At 74.2% G+C, this 22,071-nt stretch carries 22 protein-coding genes; 16 read left to right on the top strand and 6 right to left on the bottom strand.

Annotated elements, in window-relative coordinates; translation table 11 throughout:
• Window positions 1-7: 7 nt before the first annotated feature.
• The 5 genes from ACWCPN_RS32585 to ACWCPN_RS32565 all read left to right on the top strand — a co-directional run bounded on the left by ACWCPN_RS32585 (window position 8) and on the right by ACWCPN_RS32565 (window position 5,221).
• On the top strand, window positions 8-571 hold the full coding sequence (locus tag ACWCPN_RS32585; RefSeq protein WP_451213674.1) for an NAD(P)H-dependent oxidoreductase: 564 nt from the start codon (window positions 8-10) through the stop codon (window positions 569-571).
• Between the two features lie 179 nt (window positions 572-750).
• On the top strand, window positions 751-1,737 hold the full coding sequence (locus tag ACWCPN_RS32580) for an alpha/beta hydrolase (protein WP_199212966.1): 987 nt from the start codon (window positions 751-753) through the stop codon (window positions 1,735-1,737).
• Between the two features lie 139 nt (window positions 1,738-1,876).
• A complete protein-coding gene (locus ACWCPN_RS32575; protein WP_451213671.1) occupies window positions 1,877-3,298 on the top strand; it encodes an amidase in 1,422 nt (473 codons plus the stop codon).
• An 83-nt stretch (window positions 3,299-3,381) separates the two neighbouring features.
• Window positions 3,382-3,600 (top strand): hypothetical protein, encoded by a 219-nt coding sequence (locus tag ACWCPN_RS32570; RefSeq protein WP_199212964.1) that lies wholly within the window; start codon window positions 3,382-3,384, stop codon window positions 3,598-3,600.
• A gap of 133 nt (window positions 3,601-3,733) precedes the next feature.
• A complete protein-coding gene (locus tag ACWCPN_RS32565; RefSeq protein ID WP_451213668.1) occupies window positions 3,734-5,221 on the top strand; it encodes an SPFH domain-containing protein in 1,488 nt (495 codons plus the stop codon).
• A gap of 103 nt (window positions 5,222-5,324) precedes the next feature.
• On the opposite strand, the gene ACWCPN_RS32560 is transcribed toward ACWCPN_RS32565, so the two are convergent.
• Together ACWCPN_RS32560 and ACWCPN_RS32555 are read right to left on the bottom strand one after the other, a co-directional pair.
• Window positions 5,325-5,753, bottom strand: coding sequence for a hypothetical protein (locus ACWCPN_RS32560; protein ID WP_451213665.1), 429 nt, complete (start codon window positions 5,751-5,753; stop codon window positions 5,325-5,327).
• Window positions 5,750-6,445, bottom strand: coding sequence for a helix-turn-helix transcriptional regulator (locus ACWCPN_RS32555; protein WP_451213662.1), 696 nt, complete (start codon window positions 6,443-6,445; stop codon window positions 5,750-5,752). Before ACWCPN_RS32555 ends, ACWCPN_RS32560 begins: the two co-directional genes overlap by 4 nt.
• A 96-nt stretch (window positions 6,446-6,541) precedes the next feature.
• Here ACWCPN_RS32555 and ACWCPN_RS32550 point away from each other — a divergent pair, with 96 nt between their 5' ends.
• Both ACWCPN_RS32550 and ACWCPN_RS32545 read left to right on the top strand, forming a co-directional pair.
• Window positions 6,542-6,955, top strand: coding sequence for a hypothetical protein (locus tag ACWCPN_RS32550; protein WP_451213659.1), 414 nt, complete (start codon window positions 6,542-6,544; stop codon window positions 6,953-6,955).
• Between the two features lie 148 nt (window positions 6,956-7,103).
• Window positions 7,104-7,550, top strand: coding sequence for a type II toxin-antitoxin system PemK/MazF family toxin (locus ACWCPN_RS32545; protein WP_199212961.1), 447 nt, complete (start codon window positions 7,104-7,106; stop codon window positions 7,548-7,550).
• On the opposite strand, the gene ACWCPN_RS32540 is transcribed toward ACWCPN_RS32545, so the two are convergent.
• Window positions 7,535-8,419, bottom strand: coding sequence for a TIGR02452 family protein (locus ACWCPN_RS32540; protein ID WP_451213656.1), 885 nt, complete (start codon window positions 8,417-8,419; stop codon window positions 7,535-7,537). The two genes, ACWCPN_RS32545 and ACWCPN_RS32540, sit on opposite strands and share 16 nt — an antisense overlap.
• 274 nt (window positions 8,420-8,693) lie before the next feature.
• Between ACWCPN_RS32540 and egtA the strand changes: the two genes are divergently transcribed.
• Genes egtA through egtD form a run of 4 tightly spaced genes read left to right on the top strand, consistent with a single transcriptional unit; the run spans window position 8,694 to window position 13,079 of the window.
• Window positions 8,694-10,010 (top strand): ergothioneine biosynthesis glutamate--cysteine ligase EgtA, encoded by a 1,317-nt coding sequence (gene egtA / locus ACWCPN_RS32535; protein ID WP_451213653.1) that lies wholly within the window; start codon window positions 8,694-8,696, stop codon window positions 10,008-10,010.
• Window positions 10,007-11,344, top strand: a complete 1,338-nt coding sequence (egtB, locus tag ACWCPN_RS32530) for an ergothioneine biosynthesis protein EgtB (protein WP_451213650.1) — start codon at window positions 10,007-10,009, stop codon at window positions 11,342-11,344. The genes egtA and egtB overlap by 4 nt, the downstream gene beginning before the upstream one ends.
• On the top strand, window positions 11,344-12,120 hold the full coding sequence (gene egtC / locus ACWCPN_RS32525) for an ergothioneine biosynthesis protein EgtC (protein WP_199212958.1): 777 nt from the start codon (window positions 11,344-11,346) through the stop codon (window positions 12,118-12,120). Before egtB ends, egtC begins: the two co-directional genes overlap by 1 nt.
• Window positions 12,117-13,079, top strand: a complete 963-nt coding sequence (egtD, locus tag ACWCPN_RS32520; protein WP_392292770.1) for an L-histidine N(alpha)-methyltransferase — start codon at window positions 12,117-12,119, stop codon at window positions 13,077-13,079. Before egtC ends, egtD begins: the two co-directional genes overlap by 4 nt.
• Window position 13,080: 1 nt before the next feature.
• On the opposite strand, the gene ACWCPN_RS32515 is transcribed toward egtD, so the two are convergent.
• Complete coding sequence (locus ACWCPN_RS32515) at window positions 13,081-14,334, bottom strand: extracellular solute-binding protein (RefSeq protein WP_451213646.1); 1,254 nt, start codon at window positions 14,332-14,334, stop codon at window positions 13,081-13,083.
• A 262-nt stretch (window positions 14,335-14,596) separates the two neighbouring features.
• Between ACWCPN_RS32515 and ACWCPN_RS32510 the strand changes: the two genes are divergently transcribed.
• Window positions 14,597-14,815 carry a dodecin gene (locus ACWCPN_RS32510; protein ID WP_365124794.1) on the top strand — a complete coding sequence of 73 codons (219 nt, stop codon included), beginning with the start codon at window positions 14,597-14,599 and terminating at the stop codon, window positions 14,813-14,815.
• Window positions 14,816-14,848: 33 nt separating this feature from the next.
• On the opposite strand, the gene ACWCPN_RS32505 is transcribed toward ACWCPN_RS32510, so the two are convergent.
• The gene (locus tag ACWCPN_RS32505) at window positions 14,849-15,340 is read right to left on the bottom strand and encodes a phosphatase domain-containing protein (protein WP_451213643.1); all 492 of its coding nucleotides are present in this window, start codon (window positions 15,338-15,340) and stop codon (window positions 14,849-14,851) included.
• Window positions 15,341-15,401: 61 nt separating this feature from the next.
• On the opposite strand from ACWCPN_RS32505, the gene ACWCPN_RS32500 reads away from it, so the two are divergent.
• On the top strand, window positions 15,402-15,797 hold the full coding sequence (locus ACWCPN_RS32500; protein WP_365124792.1) for a (2Fe-2S) ferredoxin domain-containing protein: 396 nt from the start codon (window positions 15,402-15,404) through the stop codon (window positions 15,795-15,797).
• Window positions 15,798-15,842: 45 nt separating this feature from the next.
• Window positions 15,843-16,847 (top strand): MsnO8 family LLM class oxidoreductase, encoded by a 1,005-nt coding sequence (locus ACWCPN_RS32495; RefSeq protein ID WP_451213640.1) that lies wholly within the window; start codon window positions 15,843-15,845, stop codon window positions 16,845-16,847.
• A gap of 4 nt (window positions 16,848-16,851) precedes the next feature.
• Here ACWCPN_RS32495 and ACWCPN_RS32490 read toward each other — a convergent pair whose 3' ends face one another.
• Window positions 16,852-19,329, bottom strand: a complete 2,478-nt coding sequence (locus tag ACWCPN_RS32490; RefSeq protein ID WP_451213637.1) for an ATP-dependent Clp protease ATP-binding subunit — start codon at window positions 19,327-19,329, stop codon at window positions 16,852-16,854.
• Window positions 19,330-19,477: 148 nt separating this feature from the next.
• Here ACWCPN_RS32490 and ACWCPN_RS32485 point away from each other — a divergent pair, with 148 nt between their 5' ends.
• Complete coding sequence (locus ACWCPN_RS32485) at window positions 19,478-19,666, top strand: antitoxin (protein ID WP_451213634.1); 189 nt, start codon at window positions 19,478-19,480, stop codon at window positions 19,664-19,666.
• Window positions 19,667-19,693: 27 nt separating this feature from the next.
• Window positions 19,694-22,039: an ATP-binding cassette domain-containing protein gene (locus tag ACWCPN_RS32480; RefSeq protein ID WP_451213632.1), complete on the top strand. Its 2,346-nt coding sequence runs from the start codon at window positions 19,694-19,696 to the stop codon at window positions 22,037-22,039.
• Window positions 22,040-22,071: the final 32 nt, after the last annotated feature.

Here is a 22,071-nt window from a genome sequence, read left to right as displayed (position 1 = left end):
AGTACTCATGTCTGTTCGCATCCTCGCGCTCGTCGGCAGCCTTCGCGCCGGTTCGCACAACCGCCAGCTCGCCGAGGCGGCCGTCAAGCTCGCCCCCGAGGGCGCCGAGGTCGTGCTCTTCGAGGGCCTGGCCGACGTCCCCTTCTACAACGAGGACCTCGACGTGGCGGGCAGCGTGCCGGCGGCCGCCGCCGCTCTGCGTGAGGCGGCCGGCGGCGCCGACGCCTTCCTGCTCTTCTCCCCCGAGTACAACGGCACGATGCCGGCCGTCCTGAAGAACGCCATCGACTGGCTGTCCCGCCCGTACGGCGCCGGCGCCTTCGGCGGCAAGCCCGTCGCCGTGATCGGCACGGCGTTCGGCCAGTACGGCGGCGTGTGGGCGCAGGACGACACCCGCAAGGCCGTGGGCATCGCCGGCGGCAAGGTGATCGAGGACATCAAGCTGTCCATCCCCGGTTCCGTGACCCGCTTCGCCGAGACCCACCCGGTCGACGACGCCGAGGTGGCCGAGCAGCTCACCGAGGTCGTCGCCCGCCTGCACGGCAACGTGGGCGAGGTCGCGGCCGCCTGAGCCGCACGCACCCGCGAAGGGGCCGGAACCGCCGGGTTCCGGCCCCTTCGGCATGACCGGGAGGCCCGGGAGGGGGACCCGCCGTCCGGTGGACACCCAGGACTCGAAGCAGGCGTACGGGTCATACGTGTCGCAGGGGCGCGCAGCACGCGTCCCGCCGTGTCAGGTGAGGAGAAGTCATGCCCCCGGTCCAGTCCCCGTCCCCGCCGCCCCCGTTCGATCCGGAGCTCGCCGCCGTACTGGAGCCGGCCGGTGACGCGGTCCCGCCCGGCCTCACGCCGGACGAGATCCCGACCGCCAGGCGGGGCGCGAGCAAGGAGCTGGCCGAGCTGTTCGACGTCACGATGGACGGCGCCTTCGAGGTGGAGGAGCGCCCGGTGCCGGGTCCGGGCGGCGCGCCGGACGTCTCGCTCCTCATCTGCCGTCCCGCCACCGCCCCCGCCACTCCGCTGCCGGTGATCTACCACGTGCACGGCGGAGGCATGATCCTCGGCCACAACCGGGCCGGGGTGGAGGCCCCGCTGAGCTGGGCGCTCGAACTGGGCGCCGTCGTCGTCTCGGTCGAGTACCGCCTGGCGCCCGAGAACCCGCACCCGGCTCCGGTCGAGGACGTGTACGCGGGCCTGCTCTGGACGGCCGGGCACGCCAAGGAGATCGGCGGCGACCCGGACCGGATCGTGATCGCCGGGGCCAGCGCGGGCGGCGGCCTGACCGCCGCGCTCGCCCTGCTGCTGCGCGACCGCCAGGGCCCGCCGGTCATCGGCCAGCTCCTGATGTACCCGATGCTCGACGACCGCAACGACACCGTCTCGAGCCACCAGATGGCGGGCGTCGGCGTCTGGGACCGCACCGCCAACGACACCGCCTGGACGGCGCTGCTCGGCGAGCGCCGCGGTGGCCCCGATGTCTCTCCCTACGCCGCCCCCGCGCGCGCGGCCGACCTGTCCGGCCTGCCCCCGGCCTTCCTCGACGTCGGCTCCGCGGAGACCTTCCGCGACGAGGTGGTCGACTACGCCTCCCGCATCTGGGGCTGCGGCGGCGTGGCCGAACTCCACGTCTGGCCCGGCGGCTTCCACGGCTTCGACGGAGTCGCCCCACAGGCGGCCCTGTCCCGGGCGGCGCGGGCGGCCCGGCTGGTGTGGCTGCGCAGACTGCTGGCCGGATGAGGCCGCGCCCGCCGTGCGCGGGCGGGTCCCGCTCCGAACATGACCGGATGTCATCTGCGCGAAAGCTGTACGGCCGCCCGGGTGCTGAGGTTACCGTTCGGTAGACATCGTGTCCGGAGGCTCCCGGAGGTGCCCCGCAATGACGCCCGACCGTGCCGCAGGACTCGCGGAGTCCGCCCGCGCGCTGGCCGCCGGGGAGGTGACCTCGCGCGCGCTGGTGGAGCGGGCCCTGGCCCGGATCGAGGCCACCCGGCCGACCCTGAACGCCTTCCGGGTGGTGCGCGCCGAGGCCGCGCTCGCCGAGGCGGACGCCGCCGACCGGGAGCTGGCGGCCGGAGTGCGCCGCCCGCTGCTCGGGGTGCCGGTGGCGGTCAAGGACGACATGGACGTGGCGGGCGAGCCGACCGCCTTCGGCTGCCGGGGCGAGTTCCCGCCGGCCGCGGAGGACGGCGAGGCGGTCCGGCGGCTGCGGGCCGCCGGCGCGGTGATCGTCGGCAAGACCAACACCTGCGAGCTTGGGCAGTGGCCGTTCACCGAGGGGCCGGCGTTCGGCGAGACCCGCAACCCGTGGCACACCGGTCACACACCCGGCGGCTCGTCGGGCGGTTCGGCGGCGGCGGTGGCCGCCGGTCTGGTCCCCGCCGCGCTCGGCTCGGACGGCGCGGGCTCGGTGCGGATCCCGGCCTCCTGGACCCATCTCATCGGGATCAAGCCACAGCGCGGGCGCATCTCGACCTGGCCGCGCGGCGAGGCCTTCCACGGCATCACGGTGAACGGCACGCTGGCCCGCACCGTCGCCGACGCGGCCCTGCTGCTGGACGCGGCCGGCGGGAACCACGCCCGGGACCCGCACCGCCCGCCCAGGCTCACGGTGTCCGAGGCGGTCGGCCGCGACCCCGGCCGGCTGCGCATCGCCCTGTCGCTGAAGCCCCCGTTCACCGCCGTACCCGCCCGCCTGCGCCCCGAGGTCCGCGACCGCGTCCTCGGGCTCGCCGAGAGACTGGCCGCGCTGGGGCACACCGTGGAGGAGGCCGACCCGCCCTACGGGCAGATCGGGCTGACCTTCGTGCCGCGGGCCACCGCCGGTATCGCCGACTACGTCCGCGAGGCCCCCGACCTGGCGCTGCTCGATCCCCGCACCCGGGGCGCGGCCCGGCTGGGCCGCCTGCTCGGCGGCGCCCCGCTGCGGGCCGCCCGGCGCGCGGAGGCGGTCCTGCACCGGCGGATCGGCGCGTTCTTCGACTCGTACGACGTGCTGCTCACCCCGACCACCGCCGCTCCCCCGCCCGCGATCGGCGCCCTGTCCGGGCTCGGCGGGCTGGCCACGGACCGCGCCATGATCGCCGCCTGCCCGTACGCCTGGCCGTGGAACGTCCTCGGCTGGCCCGGGGTCAACGTGCCCGCCGGGTTCGTCGGTGACGGCCTGCCCGTGGGCGCCCAGCTGCTCGGGCCCGCGGCCAGTGAGCCGCTGCTGGTCTCCGTGGCCGCCCAGCTGGAGTCGGAGCTGCGCTGGCACGATTCGTGGCCGCCGGTGGCGGAGCCGGACGCCCGGGTGGCCTGACGGCTTCGTGCGCGTGCGCGGTTGGGGCGGACGGCCCCCAACCGCCAGGAGGCGAGGGCGTGTTCCGGCCGTACCCTGTGGCCATGGACGATGCGTCGATGGTCGGGCTCATGGGACGGGTGACGGGGACGATCGGGCCCGGCCTGGTCGGTGAGGTGATCGTCCGGGTGCGGGGCGGCGCGGAGCACTTCCTCGCGTACGCCGCCGACGGCACGGGCCGCCTGGAGCGGGGCACGGTCGTGATGGTGGTGGAGCACCTGCCGCCGAGGACGGTCTACGTCACCGCCGCGTACGACAGTTGAGCGCACAGCGCCCCAGGTGAGGGGCTTGTGCGTCAAGATTGCGACAAGGACGCGCCGAGGTCTTCTCGGCGCGTCGCGGCGGGCGCACACTCCCTTCGTTCGGTGCCGAAAGGGCACCATGCAAAGGGGGCGAATGCCGATGGTCGTCGGCGTCGTGGCGGGGGCGGTCGTCGTTGCCGTTCTCGTGCTGATCGGGTTGTTCAAGATGATGTGGCGGGTCGCCGAGCCCAACGAGGCGCTCATCATCTCCGGGTCCAAGCACCGCACCGAGGGGCTCGAGGAGGGCATGGGATTCCGCATCGTCACCGGGCGGGGCACGCTGGTGCTGCCGGGTGTGCAGGCGGTGCGCAAGCTCTCCCTGGATCTGAACGAGACCGAGCTGCAGGTGGACTGCGTGACCCACCAGGGCATCCCGCTGAAGGTGCGGGGCGTGGTCATCTTCAAGGTGGGCGACGACTTCGTGTCGATCGCGAACGCGGCCCGCCGGTTCCTGGACCAGCAGAGGCTGATGTCGGAGCGGGTGCACAACGTCTTCGCCGGCCATCTGCGGTCCATCGTGGGCGGGTTGACGGTCGAGGACATGATCCGCGACCGGGAGAAGCTGACCGGCCAGACCCGGGCGGCGTGCGGTACGGAGATGGAGAAGCTCGGCCTGATCGTCGACTCGCTGCAGATCCACGAGATCGAGGACCCGACCGGGTACATCCAGAACCTGGCCATGCCGCACGCGGCGGCCGTGCAGCGGGACGCGCGCATCGCGCAGGCCGAGGCCAACCGGCTGGCCACCGAGGCGGAGCAGCAGTCGTTCGCCCGGATGGCGGAGGCCACCCGGGACAGCGAGATCCTGCAGGCCGGCTACCAGGCCGAGCGGGACAAGGCGGGGGCGAAGGCCCAGCAGGCCGGACCGCTCGCCGCGGCCGCCGCCCGGCAGGAGGTCGTCGTCCAGGAGACCCGGGTCGCCGAGCTCGAGGCGCACCGGCGTGAGCAGCAGCTCCAGGCGGACGTCCGCAAGCCGGCCGACGCGCAGGCCTACGAGAAGCGGACGCTGGCCGAGGCCGAGCGCGACGCGCGGATCTCGGCGGCCCAGGCCAAGGCGAAGGAGACGGAACTCGCGGCGGCCGCCGAGGCCACCCGGGTCAAGGCGGCCGCGGGTGCCGAGGCCGAGGCCACCAAGACCCGGGGCGCGGCCTCGGCCTCGGCGACCCGGGCCACCGGTGAGGCGGAGGCGGCCGCCGCTCAGGCCAGGGGTCTCGCCGAGGCGGAGGCGACCAAGGCGAAGGGCCTCGCCGAGGCGGAGGCCATCAAGGCGCGGGCGGCCGCCCTGGCGGAGAACCAGGAGGCCGTCGTCGCTCAGCAACTCGCGGAGAACTGGCCGGAGATCGTCCAGGCGGGCGCGTCCGCGTTCGGCAATGTGGACAACATGGTGCTGCTCAACGGTGCCGACGGCATGGCCGAGTTGTTCGCGAAGGCGCTCACCATGGGCGGCACCGGCCTCGGCCTCGCCCGTCAGCTCCTGTCCTCGATGAACCACAACGGCTCCACCGAGCCGGGCACTTCGCCGTCGCTCAACGGGGCGGTGCCGCCCGCACCGCAGAAGGTGCCGGTGGAGCGGGAGGGTTAGCGGTCCGGCTCCAGCCGGTGGCGCGGCCGGGGTCCCTCACCAGGGGCCCCGGCCGCCACGTCGTCGGCCTCCGGCCCGCGGCGCCGCCCCCCTGCCGCCCCCGTCATCCCCTGAGCAGCGCGACGCCCAGGGCGAACAGGGTCACGACCTTCGCCAGTTCCAGCGCCACGTACCAGAGGTGGCCGCGGGAGCGGGGCAGGTCCTCGCCCGCGAGCACCCGGTCGGACCTGCGGTTGAGGCGCGGCCGTACGACGGCGAGCTGGGCCGCGAGCAGGACGGCGGCGGCCGCCGTCAGTCCCCGGGTACCGGCCGGGGCGCCGCCCATCGCGACGGCGGCGATCACCACGACGGCGAGGACGGTCTCGACGGCGTTCAGGGCCCGGAAGACGAGCCGGCCTATGCCCAGGCCGATGGGTATGGTCACGCCCGGTGCGCGGAACTTCAGCGGCGCCTCCAGGAAGGAGATCGCCGGCACCATTCCGCGCCAGACGAAGACCACCGCACTCACGGTGGCGGCCGACGGGGTGTTCATCGGGGGGTTGCCTCTTTCCGCTCCGCGGCGGCCGTCTCGCCCAGGTGGGCGAGGCAGGAGTCGGGTTCGGCGAACGGTTCCAGGCCGGTGGCGGTCAGCGGCGCGCCGAGCCCCGCCAACGCGCCCCGCATCAGGCCGAGATGGAGCGGGCACACCAAGCGGCCGTACTCCTCGGCGAGTTCCAGGAAGGGACAGTGCCGCAACCTGAGCCGGGCCGGCGACCCGTCCGGTCCAGGCGTTCCCTCCACGCTCGGGGCGAAGCCCAGGTCGTCCAGCAGGCCGACGAGCCGGGCCGCCGAGCGCCCGCCGGTCGGCTGCTCGAAGGGCGGCAGCGGGTCCACCAGGAACCGGCCCCAGGCGCGGCCGGTCTCCTCCGCCTCCGCGCGTGCCTCGGCGGGATCGGCGGACGCCCAGCGGCTGAGCAGCATCCGCGCCAGCAGCGGGTAGCCGCGCGCGCCGCCGCGGTCCATGCCGGGCCGCGCGCTGTAGGCGGCACGGGGCCGGCCGGGCCCGGAGGACGCCTCGGTGCGGCTCTCGACCAGCCCGTCGGCCACCAGCGCGTCCAAGTGGAGACGCACGGTGTTGGGGTGGACGCCCATCCGCTCGGCGACCGCCGCCACCCCGAGCGGCGCCGGGGCGGCCCGCAGCACGTCCAGCACCTCCCGGCGGCGCGGGCTCTGCCGTGCGGCCATGGCCTTCACCCGCTTCCACCTGCGTGTATTTTTCACAAGACCGATGTGGAGTAATTGTAGGATGGGTCGCGGAGAGCGATGGAGCGAGGGGTGCGCATGACGCCGACGCCCGAGGCCGGGACCGGCTGGGACGCGGGGCCGGACCCGCGCGTCCTGTGCGACGCCGGCGCCCTGGCCGCCGATCCGCCGGTTCCGTCGGGGGTGCTCTGGAAGCTGGCCGAGGGCGGACGCCAGCTCGACGCCAACGTCGTCCGGCTGGCCCCCGGCTCGCGCGTCGACACGCACACCGAGCCGAACCTGGACGTGCTGGTCCTGGTCGTCTCGGGGGACGGCGTGCTCGGCAAGGGCGCCCGGGACGAGGCCGAGCCGCTCACCGAGGGAGCCCTGCTGTGGCTGCCGCACGGCTCCACGCGCAGCATCACCGCCGGCGCCTCGGGCCTCGCCTACCTGACCGTGCACCGCCGCCGGCCCGGCATGCAGATCCAGTCGCGCGGCGGCGTACCCGTGTGACGGGCCGGAGGCGGCCTGTCATGCCCTCCGCCGCGGCCCGGGCGCGGAACAGGCCCGTCGCGCAACGCCGTTCGCCGCGGCCCGCCGTCCGCCCGGCGCGGCCCCCGCGCTCCCGACGTGCCCACGTCAGGCCCTAGGGTGCTCTTCCGTGAGCACGCCTACCGATGAGAACGTCCCGGGCCGCTTCGGCCCCCACGCCACCACCGAGGCCGACCCGCGCGGGGCCGGCCGGGTGCGTACCGAGTACTCCCCCGCCCACGACGGCGACCCCGACCCGGGCGAGATCGTGTGGACCTGGGTGCCGTTCGAGGAGAACGACGGCCGCGGCAAGGACCGGCCGGTGCTGGTGGTCGCCCGGGAGGCGGCGGGCACCTTCCTCGCCGTGCAGTTGTCCAGCAAGCGGCACGACGGCGACCGCGAGTGGGTGGCGATAGGCAGCGGCCCGTGGGACCGGTCGGGCCGCGACTCCTGGGTGGACGTGGACCGCGTGCTGAGGCTGCACGAGGACGGCATGCGCCGGGAGGCCTGCGCGCTGGACCGGATGCGCTTCAATCTCGTCCGGCAGCGGCTGCACGAGCGCTACGGCTGGACCTGACGGTTCCCGGCCGGCGGCCGGGGACCGTCAGGTCGCCGGCCGGTGACCGGACGCGCGCGGTCGGGGAACCGCCGCGCGAAGGCCTCCCGGACGCTCGTCCCCGGAGTGCGGTCCAGGACGCCGAACACCACGTGCTCGAACCTGCCGGCGAACCGTCCACCGGGTCCGAGCAGCGCCCCGAAGGCCTCGGCGACCTGCGCCGGGTCGTTCTGGAACACGCCGCAGCCCCAGGCGCCGAGCACCAGCCGCCGGTAGCCCTCGGCGGCCGCGGTCTCCAGGACCCGCTCGGCCCGCCGGGCCAGGGCGGCCGGCAGTTCACCGGCCCGCTCGGGTGCCGTACGCCGTACGACACCCGCGTTCGGAGCCGCCGCCGTGAGGAACCCCGCGAGGTACGGCCGGTCGAGAGTCGCGCCCCGGTCGTCGCGGAACACCGGCACGGCCGGGGAGTGAATCACCCGATCGGTGTAGAACGGGTCACGGTGTGCGCGGTGGTGGTCGTAGAAGGCGCGGGCTCGCAGCAGACAGGTGTACAGCGCCGAGGCACGGCACAGCGCCTCCTCCTGGGCCTGGGCGCCGTTCAGGTAGCCGCCGCCCGGATTGCGGGCCGAGGCGAAGTTCAGGACGGCGACCGGCGCGCCGGAGAGCCGGCGGGCGGCCTCGATGCTGCTCTCGCCCGTGACCTCGAGGACGGGCTCCACGTCCGGGACGTCGGGCACCGGAACCGGCTCGGGTCCGTACAGCCGGGTGCCCGCCCGGGCGGCCTCGACGGCGGCGGCCAGCGGCACCTCCCGGCCGCCGGGCGCGCGGTACCACCCCGCCGCGACGATCCGTTCGGTCTCCGCGGCCACACCGCGCAGGCGCGCGCTCACGGCGCCACCCCCGTGGGCGCCGCGACCGCGGCCCGCGCGGTCTCCCCCGTCGTGCTCACGCACGCATCCTGGGTGATGCTGGGATGCGGTGCAACGGAGTTTCCCGGGCCGCGAACGGCCGGGGGACCCGGAAGGAAACGGAGGTTACCGATCCGGAACGTCCCGATGGGCACCCTTGTGCGAATCGGCTCGAGGGTCTTGGGTGGACGGGTGCCTGTCCGGGCCCAGTGTGGGCCGGACCGGTGGCATGGTGGAATCTCAGGAGGATCCCTACATGTCCGACTCCAAGAGCGATCGCGGTGACTGTACGGAGCACCGCGACGCCGTCACCGAAGCCGAGGTGGAAGCCCTGGTCAGGGGCATCTGCTTCAAGACAGGACCGCCCCGTACCCTCGGGGTCGAAGTGGAATGGCTCGTCCACGAGCTGCACCGGCCGCAGCTCCCCGTCACACCCGAACGACTCGAAGCGGCCTACGCCACCCTGCGGACCGTGCCGCTGCGCTCGCCCCTCACCATCGAGCCCGGCGGCCAGCTGGAGTTGAGTTCGCCGCCCGCCGCCTCCCTGATGGAGTGCGTCGACACCGTCTCCGCCGACCTGGGGACCGTGCGCGCCGTCCTCGCGAAGGACGGACTCGGACTCCTGGGCGTCGGCCACGACCCCTGGCGCGCACCCCGGCGGTTCCTGCGCGAGCCCCGCTACGACGCCATGGAGGCCTGGCTCGACCGCACCGGCCCGGCGGGCCGGCACATGATGTGTGCCTCGGCCTCAGTCCAGGTGTGCGTGGACGCCGGGTACGAGGATCCGGGCGTCATGGGTCTCGAACAGCGCTGGTGGCTGGCCCACCAGCTCGGCGCGGTCCTGGTGGCCGCGTTCGCCAACTCCCCCCTGGTCGGCCGACGGCCCACCGGCTGGCGGTCCACCCGGCAGCTGCACTGGGCGGAGATCGGCGCGGGCCGTGCGGGCGCACCGCCGCCCGACGGGGAACCGAGGGACGCCTGGGCCCGGCACGTGCTGGACGCCCCGGTGATGTGCGTCCGCCGCGACAGCGGCCCCTGGCACGTACCCGAGGGCCTCACCTTCCGCGAGTGGACCCGCTCACGGAACCCCCGGCCGCCCACCCGGGCGGATCTCGACTACCACCTGACCACCCTGTTCCCGCCGGTACGGCCGCGCGGCCACCTGGAACTGCGCATGATCGACGCGCAGCCGGGTGACGACGGCTGGATCGTGCCGCTCGCGGTGACCGCGGCGCTGTTCGACGACCCGGAGGCCGCCGAGGCCGCGCACCAGGCCGTCAAGCCGCTGGCCGAGCGGGCCGTGAACCTGCCCGCCCCGCACAATCCGCTGTGGATCGACGCGGCGCGGCACGGGCTCACCGATCCCGAGCTGCGGGAGGCCGCCGTCGCCTGCTTCTCGGCGGCGCTCCTGGCCCTGCCCCGGCTCGGCGCCGCGCCCGCGGTCGTCGACGCCGTCGCCGCGTACCTGGACCGCCATGTCGCGCGGGGCCGCTGCCCGGCCGACGACCTGCTGGACAGTCTGCGCGGCACCGACCGCCGCGCGGCCCACGGGAGGAAGGACATCCGCACATGACCGCCCCCGAGACCGGGACGACGGCCACCGAGGCGGACACCGAGGCGCTGCGCGAGCGCGCGGTCGCCTCGCTGACCGCCGCCCGCGCCCGCACCGAGCTGCTGACGAACTGCGTCGAGGACCCCGACCTCACCACCCAGCACTCCCCGCTGATGTCGCCACTGGTGTGGGACCTCGCCCACATCGGCAACCAGGAAGAGCTGTGGCTGCTGCGGGCGGTGGGCGGCCGGGAGGCGCTGCGGCCCGAGATCGACGGGCTGTACGACGCCTTCGAGCACTCACGCGCCGAACGCCCCTCGCTGCCTCTGCTGCCGCCCGCCGAGGCCCGCGGCTACGCGTCCGACGTGCGCGGCCGCGCCCTCGACCTGCTGGAGGCCGCGGACTTCCACGGCAGCCGGCTGACCGAGGCCGGCTTCGCCTTCGGCATGATCGCGCAGCACGAACAGCAGCACGACGAGACCATGCTGATCACTCATCAGCTCCGCTCGGGCCCGCGGGTCCTGACCGCCCCCGATCCCGGACCGGCCCCGCTGTTCACCGGCCCGGCGGAAGTCCTGGTGCCCGGTGGCCCGTTCACCATGGGCACCTCAGCCGAACCCTGGGCACTGGACAACGAGCGCCCGGCGCACCCGGTGGACGTGGCGCCCTTCTGGATCGACACGACCCCGGTGACGAACGCGGCGTACCAGGCGTTCATCGAGGACGGCGGCTACCGCACCGAGCGCTGGTGGACCCCGGAGGGCTGGACGCACGTCCGCCAGCACGGCCTCAGCGCCCCGCTCTTCTGGCGGCGGGACGGCGGCCAGTGGCTGCGGCGGCGCTTCGGCGCCACCGAGGCGGTGCCCGCGGACGAACCGGTGCTGCACGTGTGCTGGTACGAGGCGGACGCCTACGCCCGCTGGGCCGGGCGCCGGCTGCCGACCGAGGCGGAGTGGGAGAAGGCCGCCCGCTTCGACCCGGCCACCGGCCGCTCCCGGCGCTACCCGTGGGGCGACGCCGACCCGGCCCCGGAGCACGCGAACCTCGGCCAGCGCCACCTCGCGCCCGCCCCCGCCGGCAGCTACCCGGACGGTGAGTCCCCGCTCGGCGTAAGGCAGTTGATCGGTGACGTGTGGGAGTGGACGTCGAGCGACTTCCTGCCGTACCCGGGCTTCACTGCGTTCCCGTACAAGGAGTACTCGGAGGTGTTCTTCGGCGCCGAGTACAAGGTGCTGCGCGGCGGCTCGTTCGCCGTGGACCAGGTGGCCTGCCGGGGCACGTTCCGCAACTGGGACTACCCGATCCGGCGGCAGATCTTCTCCGGGTTCCGCACCGCCCGTTCGGAGGCCGTCTGATGTGCCGCCACCTGGCCTACCTGGGGCCGGAGCAGCCGCTCGGACGCCTCCTGGTGGAGCCTCCGCACAGCCTGTACCGGCAGTCGTGGGAGCCCCGCCGGCAGCGGTACGGCACGGTCAACGCCGACGGTTTCGGGGTGGGCTGGTACGCCCCGGACGATCCCGCCCCGGCCCGCTACCGGCGGGCCGGGCCGATCTGGGCGGACCAGTCCTTCGCCGACCTGGCCCGGGTGGTGCGCGCCGGCGCGGTGCTCGCCGCCGTGCGCGACGCCACCCTCGCGGGCGCGGACGCCGAGGCGGCGGCCGCGCCCTTCGCCGCCGGACGCTGGCTGTTCAGCCACAACGGGGCGATCGCCGGCTGGCCGGACTCGGCGGCGCACCTGGTGCCCGGACTGCCTCCGGTCGAGCTGCTGTCACTGCAGGCGCGCACCGACTCGGCGTTCGTCTGGGCGCTGGTCCTGCACCGGCTGCGCTCCGGCGACGACCTCGCGGAGGCCCTCGGTGACACCGTCGGCCGGTTCGCCGCGGCGGCCCCCGCGTCCCGTCTCAACCTGCTGCTCACCGACGGCGAGACCATCGCCGCCACCGCCTGGGGCGACAGCCTCTGGTACCGCACGGAGCCCGGCCCGGGCACGGTCGTCGCGTCGGAGCCGTACGACGACGACCCGCTCTGGCAGGAGGTCCCCGACCGCACCGTGCTCACCGCGAGCCGCGCCGGCGTACTCCTCGCCCCACTCGAGGATCCGGCGTCATCCCCGAAGGAGCCCTGCCGTTGAGTCCCCTGCACGTCACCCGCACACTCCCCGAGGACGCGACCGGCGCCGCGCTGCGCGCCGACGTCCGGCACGGCCTCACCGCCACCCCCAAGTCGCTGCCGCCGAAGTGGTTCTACGACGCCCTGGGCAGCGAGCTGTTCGAGCGGATCACCGGTCTGCCCGAGTACTACCCCACGCGTGCCGAGCGCGAGATCCTCGTGGCCCGCAGCGGTGAGATCGCCGCCGCCAGCGGCGCCCGCACCCTGGTCGAACTGGGGTCCGGATCCTCCGAGAAGACCCGCCACCTCATCGACGCCCTCACGTCGCTGGAGGCGTACGTACCGGTCGACGTCAGCGAGAGCGCCCTCACCCAGGCCGGGCAGGCGCTCATCGCGGAGCGGCCGGGACTCGATGTGCACGCGCTGATCGCCGACTTCACCGCCCCGCTGGAACTGCCCGCGACACCCGGCCCCCGGCTCGTGGCCTTCCTCGGGGGCACCATCGGCAACCTGCTGCCCGCCGAGAGGGCGAAGTTCCTCGCCCTCGTCCGCTCCATGCTCGCCCCGGGCGACGGCCTGCTGCTCGGCACGGACCTGGTCAAGGACGAAGGGGTGCTGGTCCGGGCGTACGACGACGCGGCCGGGGTGACGGCGGCGTTCAACAAGAACGTCCTGGCGGTCGTCAACCGTGAACTGGGCGCCGACTTCGAGGCGGACGCCTTCGAGCACGTGGCCGTCTGGGACCCGGAACAGGAGTGGATCGAGATGCGGCTGCGCTCGCGCGCCGCGCAGACCGTCAAGGTGCCCGCGCTGGACCTGGCCGTGGACTTCGCGGCGGGCGAGGAGATGCGCACCGAGATCTCGGCGAAGTTCCGCCGGGACGGCGTCGCCGCCGAGCTGGCGGCCACCGGCCTCGAGCTGACCCACTGGTGGACGGATGCCGAGGACCGGTTCGCGCTGTCGCTGAGCGTGGTGCCGTAGGTCAGCCCAGGTTGGTGGCCAGGGCCTCGGTGATCCTGCGGTCGGCCCGGCGGGCCTCGCCCACCGGGTCGGCCCCGCCGAGCACCCGGGTCATGTACCCCTTGATCGGGTTGTCGGCCTCGACCGCGGCCCACTGGGGTGTGTTGGGGGTCGCCCGGCCGTGCGCGGCGCCCGCCGCCATGGCGGCGACCCCCTCCTCACCGGCCACCGCGTCCGCCAGGGTGGTCTTGTTGGGCACGTAGTTCATGGTGCGGGCGAGTTCGGTGTCCCACTTGGCGCCGGTGAGCGCGCCGACGACGGCGGTGGCGGCGAACTGGTCCCCGGTGTTGCGCGGTACGACGAGGTCGGAGCCGCCGGTGAAGACGACACCGGGCCGGTCGGCGGTCCTGCCGGGCACCGGGAAGAAGCCGAGCTTGCCCTTCAGGCCGGGGTTCTCCCGCACGATCGACTGCGCGAGTCCCGGCACCCCGATGATCTGGGCGACCTTGCCGCCCGCGAACACACCGGCCTGGGGCGGGTGTTCCTCGTCGGAGTCCACGGGCCCCTCGCCCAGCGCCTGGAGCCGGCGGTAGAAGTCCATGCCGCGCAGCGCCGCGGGCGTGTCCAGGGTGCCCCGCCAGTCGTAGTCCTTCTTCTCGGCCAGTTCGCCGCCCTCGTCCCAGATGAAGCCGGAGAGGGTGTACCAGTCCTGTCCGGCCAGGTAGATGCCCTGGTTCCCGGCCGAGTCGAGCCTGCGGGTGTCGGCGAGCCACTGGTCGCGGGTCTTCGGCGGGGCGGTGACGCCCGCCCGGTCGAAGAGGTCCTTGCGGTAGATGACCACCCGGTTGGCCGCGTACCAGGGCACGCCGTACTGGTTGGTGCCGTCCTTGCCGGGTTCGGCGAGGCCGGGCAGCCAGTGCTCCTTGCCCCAGTCGCGCATCGACTCCAGGGTCAGGTCGGTCAGCCGGCCGTCCTCGACGTAGAGCGGGACCTGGGTGTTGCCCACCTCGATGACGTCGGGGCCGTCCTCCGCGTCGTCCTTGAGCGCCTTGCGGACCTTCTCCACGATGCCGGTCCACTCCTGGATGCGGATGTCCAGCCGCAGGTCGTCGTGGGTGCGTTCGAAGTCCTCGGTGAAGCGCCGCAGGAAGTCCTCGGAGGCGCTGTCCTTCATCAGCCAGACGGTGACGGTCTGCCGGTCGTGCCCGGGCAGGACGCCGCAGGCGCTGACGAGGGAGCCGGTGACGCAGAGGAGGGCGAGCAGACGACGTCTCACGAGGGGTCCTGTTCTGTCTGGCCCGCGCGGTCGCGGACAGGGAAAGGGGCCCGACATGGGGGGACGAACGTACGCGTTCGCACGGGTGTGCTGGATTTTGGTATGGACCAATGCGTAGGTCAAGCGCTGCCGGGCGTGCGGAGGCGACGCCTCGCGCGCCGGGCGGGGATACGGCACGGTGGATTACGGCGTGACACACCGGTCGCGCCGGACGTGAGGCACGCCGCCGCGCGGCTCCTCACGGCGGAGAGGAGCCCCCCGTATGTCGAACCACACCTACCGGGTCACCGAGATCGTCGGGACCTCGCACGAGGGCCTCGACCAGGCCATCCGCAACGCCATCGCGCGCGCCGACCAGACCCTGCGCAACCTCGACTGGTTCGAGGTGACCCAGGTCCGCGGCCAGATCGAGAACGGGCGGGTCGAGCACTACCAGGTGGGCCTGAAGGTGGGCTTCCGCATCGAGGACGGCGCCGAATAGCCGCCCGGGACCCCGAACGGCCCCAGCGGCCCCTCAGGTACGCCCCTCGCGCTCCTGGGCGTCCTCCAGCGCCGCGGACCGGTCGGCCCAGCGGGCGCGTACGACGGTGAAGCCGGCGCGCTCCGCGTCGGCGCACACCAGCTCGTCGTCGTCGACGAGGACTTGGACCCGCCGGTCCCGGGCGAGCCGGCGCAGGGTCTCCAGCTTGGTGAACCGGGCGGGCCTGCGGTCGGCGTCGCCCCGCATGTGCACGCGGCCCTCGGGCAGACCGTGGGCCGCGAGCCAGTCCAGGGTGTCGCGCCGGCACCGCTCGGGCCGCCCGGTGAGATAGACGATCTCGCAGTCGCGGGCCGTCTCCAGCGCGAGCGTCACCCCCTCGGCGAGCGGCGGGTCCGCGGGCGCCGCGGCGAAGAAGGCGTTCCAGTCGCGCGGACGGCTCTCCAGGAAGTGCTGGCGGTGGGCGGTGTCGGCCAGGGTGTTGTCGAGGTCGAACACGGCGACCGGGCGCGCGCTGCTGTCTGTCACCGGGTCACCTTAGCCACCCCCGGCGTCAACTGCCGTGGACCCGGGGCCGCATGCTTCCTCCATGCCTTCCGTGCCCCGCTTCCTCGCCCGTCCCTGCACCGTCGTCGTCTGCCGGGGCTGCTGCTGCGGCGATCCGGCCAAGCAGCCGGGCACCGATCCGGCCGGTCAGCTCGACCGGTTGCGGGCGGCCGCCGCCGAGGGCGGCTTCGAGGTGCGCACGAGCGACTGCCTCGGGCCGTGCGACCAGGCGAACGTCCTGGTCGTGCGGCCGTCGGCGGAGGGCCGGCGGGCCGGTGGCGCACCGGTGTGGATCGGCTTCGCCCTGGACGACGACTGCACGGCCGAGGTCGCCGAGTGGGCCCGGGCGGGCGGCCCCGGCGCCGCCGAACCGCCGCTCACCCTGGAGTTGCAGATGATCCGCGCCCCACGCGGCGCGCGGCGCCGGTCGGGGCGGTGAGCGCCGGACCGGGAATCCTGGCGCCCAGCCGGTGTTGAACCCCTCGTGAGTGCAGTGATCGCCCGGACCGGGTTCTCCGTCCTCGACCGCTCCCGTACCCGCGCGGGGCGTCCGCCCGCAGAGGCGCTGCGGGACACCGTCGCGCTGGCGCGGGAGGCGGAGGCGCTCGGCTACCACCGCTTCTGGGTGTCGGAGCACCATGGCGTGCCCGGGGTCGCGGGCTCCGCGCCGACCGTGCTCGCCGCCGCGGTGGCCGCCGCGACGCGTACCGTCCGGGTCGGCACCGGCGGGGTGATGCTGCCCAATCACCGGCCCCTCGTCGTGGCCGAGCAGTTCGGCGTGCTGGAGGCGCTGTTCCCGGGCCGGATCGACATGGGGCTCGGCCGTTCCGTCGGCTTCACGGACGGGGTCCGCCGGGCACTCGGCCGGGACAAGGAGGCCGCCGGGGACTTCGCGGCCCAGCTCGGCGAACTGCTCGGCTGGTTCGCCGGGACCTCCCCCACGGGGGTGCACGCCCGCCCGGCCGAGGGCCTGAGGGTCCCGCCGTTCGTGCTGGCCATGGGCGAGGGCGCCCGGATCGCGGCCCGCGCCGGGCTGCCCATGGTCATCGGGGACCTGCGGCACCGCGAGCGGATGATGCGCGGCATCGACGAGTACCGCTCGCTGTTCCGCCCCTCGCCCTGGGCGGCCGAGCCCCATGTCGTGATCTCCGGGACGGTGGCGGTCGCTGGGACCGCCGAGGAGGCGCGGCGGCTGCTGGTGCCGGAGGCCTGGGCCGCGGCGTACTCCCGGACCCACGGCACCTTCCCGCCGCTGGCCCCGGCCGAGGAGACAGAGGCGCGCGTGATGACCGCGAAGGAGCGGGACCTCTACGAGTCCGCGCTCGCCGGCCACCTGGCCGGCACCGCCGACCAGGTCTCCGACGGGCTGGAGACGGTCCTGAAGGAGACGGGCGCCGCCGAGGTCCTCGTCACCACGAGCACGTACGACCGTGCCGCGCTGCTGGACTCCTACCGGCGGCTCGCCGCCCTGTTCGCACCGGGCCGCTGAGGGCTCACTCCCCCACTTGCGCCGCCCGCTGCGGGCGGATCACCACCTCGCCGTCGGCCGCGTCCACCACCGCCCGGTCGCCCTCGGTCAGCCCGCCGGAGAGCAGCAGGTCGGCGAGCCGGTCGTCCACCTGGCGCTGGATGGTGCGGCGCAGCGGGCGGGCGCCGAAGTCCGGCTGGTACCCGAGGTTCGCCAGCAGCTCCGCGGCCGCGTCGGTGACCTCCATGGTGACGTCCTGGGCGCGCAGCCGGCGCCGGGTGTGCTCCAGCATCAGGTCCACGACCTGGCGCAGCTCGGTGCGCTCCAGGCCGCGGAAGACGATGATCTCGTCGATGCGGTTGAGGAACTCGGGCCGGAAGTGCTGCTGGAGCACCGGCATGACCGCCTCGCGCACCTTGGTGTAGTCCTCGGTGCCTGCGGCCAGGATGCGGTCGGCGCCGATGTTCGACGTCATGATGACCACGGTGTTCTTGAAGTCGACGGTGCGGCCCTGGGAGTCGGTGAGCCGGCCGTCGTCCAGGAGCTGAAGCAGGGTGTTGAAGACGTCGGGGTGCGCCTTCTCCACCTCGTCCAGCAGCAGCACGGCGTACGGCTGCCTGCGCACGGCCTCGGTGAGCTGGCCGGCCTCCTCGTGGCCGACGTATCCGGGAGGGGCGCCGACCAGCCGGGAGACGGTGTGCCGCTCCTGGAACTCGCTCATGTCGAGGCGGATCATGCGGCCCTCGTCGCCGAACAGGGCGGCGGCGAGGGCGCGGGCCAGCTCCGTCTTGCCGACGCCGGTCGGGCCGAGGAAGAGGAAGCTGCCGACGGGGCGGTTCGGGTCGCTCATGCCGGCCCGGGCCCGCCGGACGGCGCGGGCGACGGCGGTTATCGCCTCGTCCTGGCCGACGACCCGCTCGTGCAGGTGCTCCTCCAGCTTCATCAGCCGCTCCCGCTCCTCCTCGGTGAGCTGGGCGACCGGGATGCCGGTGGAGCGCGAGACGACCTGGGCGATGTCCTCCGCGGTGACCTTCGGGGCCTGCTCCTGCGCCTTGTTCGCCTCGGCCAGCTCGGCCTCGGTCTCCTTGATCCGGTCGCGCAGGTCCTTGGCCCGCTCGTACTCCTCGTCCGCGACCGCCTGGTCCTTCTCCCGGTTCAGGGCCGCGAGCCTGTCCTCGGCCTCCCGGGTGTCCGCGAGCGGGGTTCTGGCGCGCAGCCGGACCCGCGCGGCCGCCTGGTCCATCAGGTCGATGGCCTTGTCGGGCAGGAAGCGGGAGGTGATGTAGCGGTCGGACAGCTCGGCCGCCGCGACGACCGCCTCGTCGGTGATGCGCACCTGGTGGTGGGCCTCGTAGCGGTCGCGCAGTCCGCGCAGGATCTCGATGGTGTCGTCGACGCTGGGCTCACCGACCAGGATGGGGGCGAAGCGGCGCTCCAGCGCGGCGTCCTTCTCGATGTGCCTGCGGTACTCGTCCACGGTGGTCGCGCCGATCAGGTGCAACTCCCCGCGTGCCAGCGCCGGTTTCAGCATGTTCCCGGCGTCCATGGCACCCTCGCCCCCGCCGCCCGCCCCGACGACGGTGTGCAACTCGTCCAGGAACAGCACCAGTTCGTCGCTGTGCCGGCTGACCTCCTCCAGGAGCTTCTTCAGCCGTTCCTCGAACTCGCCCCGGTACTTGGTGCCGGCCACCATGCCGGCCAGGTCCAGCGAGACCAGCCGCTTGCCCGCGAGGGTCTTCGGCACGTCACCGGCGACGATGCGCTGCGCGATGCCCTCGACCACCGCGGTCTTGCCGACGCCGGGGTCACCGATCAGGACCGGGTTGTTCTTGCTGCGGCGGGAGAGCACCTCGATCGTCTGCTCGACCTCCTCGTCCCGTCCGATGACCGGGTCGAGGCGGCCGTCGCGGGCGTCCTCGGTGAGGTCCCGGCCGTACTCGTCGACGGTGGGCGTACTGCTCGGCTCCTTGCGCTCGGCCACGTTCTCGGCGGGCACCCGGGCCGGCTCCCAGCCGCCCTCGCCGAGGGCCTGTCCGGCCGCCGACTCCGGGTTGGCGGCGAGGGCGCGCAGCAGGTGCTCGGGGCCGATGTAGGAGGCGCCCTCGGCCCGCGAGACACGGTAGGCGTCGAGCAGGGCGCGTTTGGCGGCCGGGGTGAGTGCGGTGGGCTCGCTCTTCGCGCCCGCGGCGGGGGCGGTGAGCCGTTCACGGATGCGGTCGGGGTCGGCGCCGGCGGCGGTCAGCAGCCGGCGGGTGGAGTCGTTCTCGGTGGCCGCGGCCAGCAGATGGCGGGCGTCGAGTTCCTCGGCGCCCTCGGCGGCGGCGATGTCCCGGGCCGCCGCCACCAGCTCCCGCGCCCGCTCGGACAGCAGACTGCCGATGTCGACCCGCTGGGGCCGGCGGGCGGACGCGGCCGGCCCGCCGGCCCCGCCGAAGAAGCGGGACATCAGCTCGTCGAACTCCTCGAACGGACTGCGTCCGAAACCGAAACCGGGGGTGCTCATGGGCGGCCCTTTCCACGACGGGCAGACATATGCCCCCAAGCTCGCACATACCCTCAAAGCGTGCACGGCACGAAGACGCCCCGAGATGCGTTACCGGGCCGGTCCGGTAAGGCTTGGGGAGGAAGCCTCGACGACAAGGAGCGCTGACATGTCCTTCATGGACAAGATCAAGGGGATGCTCAAGGGCCACGAGGACATGGCCGACAAGGGCATCGACAAGGGCGGCGACCACATCGACCAGCGGACCGGGAACAAGTACCAGTCGCAGGTCGACACGGGCCAGGACAAGTTGCGCGACGAGTTCGGCAAGCCGCAGGACCGGCCGCCGCAGACCTGACGACCGGGGCGGACTACCATCGCCCCGATGCACAGCCCTCATGATCCCCACGTCCGCGTCCGCGGTGCCCGCGAGCACAACCTCAAGGGTGTCGACGTGGACATCCCGCGGGACGTGCTGGCGGTGTTCACCGGCGTGTCCGGCTCGGGCAAGTCGTCCCTGGCGTTCGGCACCGTCTATGCCGAGGCGCAGCGGCGCTACTTCGAGTCGGTCGCGCCCTACGCACGGCGACTGATCCACCAGGTCGGGGCGCCCCGGGTCGCCGAGATCACGGGGCTGCCGCCGGCGGTCTCGCTCCAGCAGCGCCGCTCGGCCCCGTCCTCGCGCTCCTCCGTGGGCACCGTGACCAACCTGTCCAACTCCCTGCGCATGCTGTTCTCGCGCGCCGGGGAGTACCCGCCCGGCGCCGAGCGGCTCGACTCCGACGCCTTCTCGCCCAACACGGCGGCGGGCGCCTGCCCGGAGTGCCACGGCCTCGGCCGGGTGCACCGCACCACCGAGGAGCTGCTGGTCCCCGATCCCTCGCTGTCCATCCGCGAGGGCGCGATCGCCGCCTGGCCGGGCGCCTGGCAGGGCAAGAACCTGCGCGACATCCTCGACGCCCTCGGGTACGACGTCGGCCGGCCCTGGCGCGAGCTGCCCGCCGGGGAACGCGAGTGGATCCTGTTCACCGACGAGCAGCCGGTCGTCACCGTCCACCCGGTGCGGGACGCCGACCGGATCCAGCGGCCGTACCAGGGCACGTACACCAGCGCGCGGCGGTACGTCATGAAGACGTTCGCCGACACCAGGTCCGCGACCCTGCGGGCCAAGGCGGAGCGGTTCCTGACCAGCGCCCCCTGCCCGGCGTGCGGAGGCAGCAGGCTGCGGCCCGAGGCGCTGGCGGTGACCTTCGCCGGCCGGACCATCGCGGAGCTGGCGGCGCTGCCGCTGACCGACCTGGCCGGGCTGCCGCACGACGGCACCGAGACCGCCCGCGTGCTCACCGAGGACCTGGACGCGCGGATCGCGCCGGTCGTCGAGCTGGGCCTCGGCTACCTCAGTCTGGACCGGGCCACACCCACCCTCTCCGCGGGCGAGCTGCAGCGGCTCCGGCTGGCCACCCAGCTCCGGTCCGGGCTGTTCGGCGTGGTGTACGTACTGGACGAGCCCTCGGCCGGGCTGCACCCGGCGGACACCGAGGCGCTGATCACGGTGCTGGAGCGGCTCAAGGCGGCCGGGAACTCGGTGTTCGTGGTGGAGCATCACCTGGAGGTGGTGCGGGGCGCCGACTGGCTGGTGGACGTGGGCCCCGGCGCGGGCGAGCACGGCGGGCGGGTGCTGTACAGCGGGCCGGTGGCGGGCCTCGCCCCGGTGGCCGACTCGGCGACGGCCCGCTACCTGTTCGCCGGGCCGCCCGGTCCGGCGCGCGCGGTCCGCGAGCCGCGCGGCTGGCTGACCCTCGGCCCCGTGACCCGGCACAACCTGCGCGGCGTGACGGCCGACTTCCCGCTCGGCGCGTTCACCGCCGTCACCGGGGTCTCGGGTTCCGGGAAGTCGACGCTCGTCGGCGAGTTCACGGAGGAACCGGAGGCGGTCGGCAGGCTCGTCCGGGTCGACCAGAAGCCGATCGGGCGCACTCCGCGTTCCAACCTGGCCACGTACACGGGCCTGTTCGACGTCGTGCGCAAGGTGTTCGCCGCCACGGACGAGGCGCGGGCCCGCGGGTACGGGGTGGGCCGGTTCTCGTTCAACGTGGCCGGGGGACGCTGCGAGACCTGCCAGGGCGAGGGCTTCGTCAGTGTCGAGCTGCTGTTCCTGCCGAGCACGTACGCGCCCTGCCCGGACTGCGGGGGCGCCCGCTACGACCCGGAGACACTGCAAGTCGCCTACCGGGGGCGGAACATCGCCGAGGTGCTGGACCTGACGGTGGAGGGCGCGGCGGAGTTCTTCGCGGACGTCCCGGCGGCCGCCCGCAGTCTCGGGACGCTGCTCGACGTGGGCCTCGGCTATGTGCGACTGGGGCAGCCGGCCACGGAGCTGTCCGGCGGGGAGGCCCAGCGGATCAAGCTGGCGAGCGAGCTGCAGCGCGGCCGCCGCGCCCACACCCTGTACCTCCTGGACGAGCCGACGACCGGGCTGCACCCGGCCGACGTCGAGGTGCTGATGAACCGGCTGCAGGGGCTCGTCGACGCGGGTCACACGGTGGTCGTGGTGGAGCACGACATGACGGTCGTCGCGGCCGCCGACTGGGTGGTCGACCTCGGACCGGGCGGCGGCGACCGGGGCGGGCGCGTCGTGGCGGCCGGGACGCCGGCCGAGGTGGCGCGGACCGAGGGCAGCGCGACGGCCGCCCATCTGGCCCGGGCGCTGAGCGGGGCCGCCGGGCCCTGAGCGGCCGGTCGCCGGACGTCGGGGCCGGGCGG

Source organism: Streptomyces sp. NPDC002386 (assembly GCF_053593175.1).
Note: the sequence above shows the minus strand (reverse complement) of the source record. Positions and strands in the feature narration are given on the sequence as shown.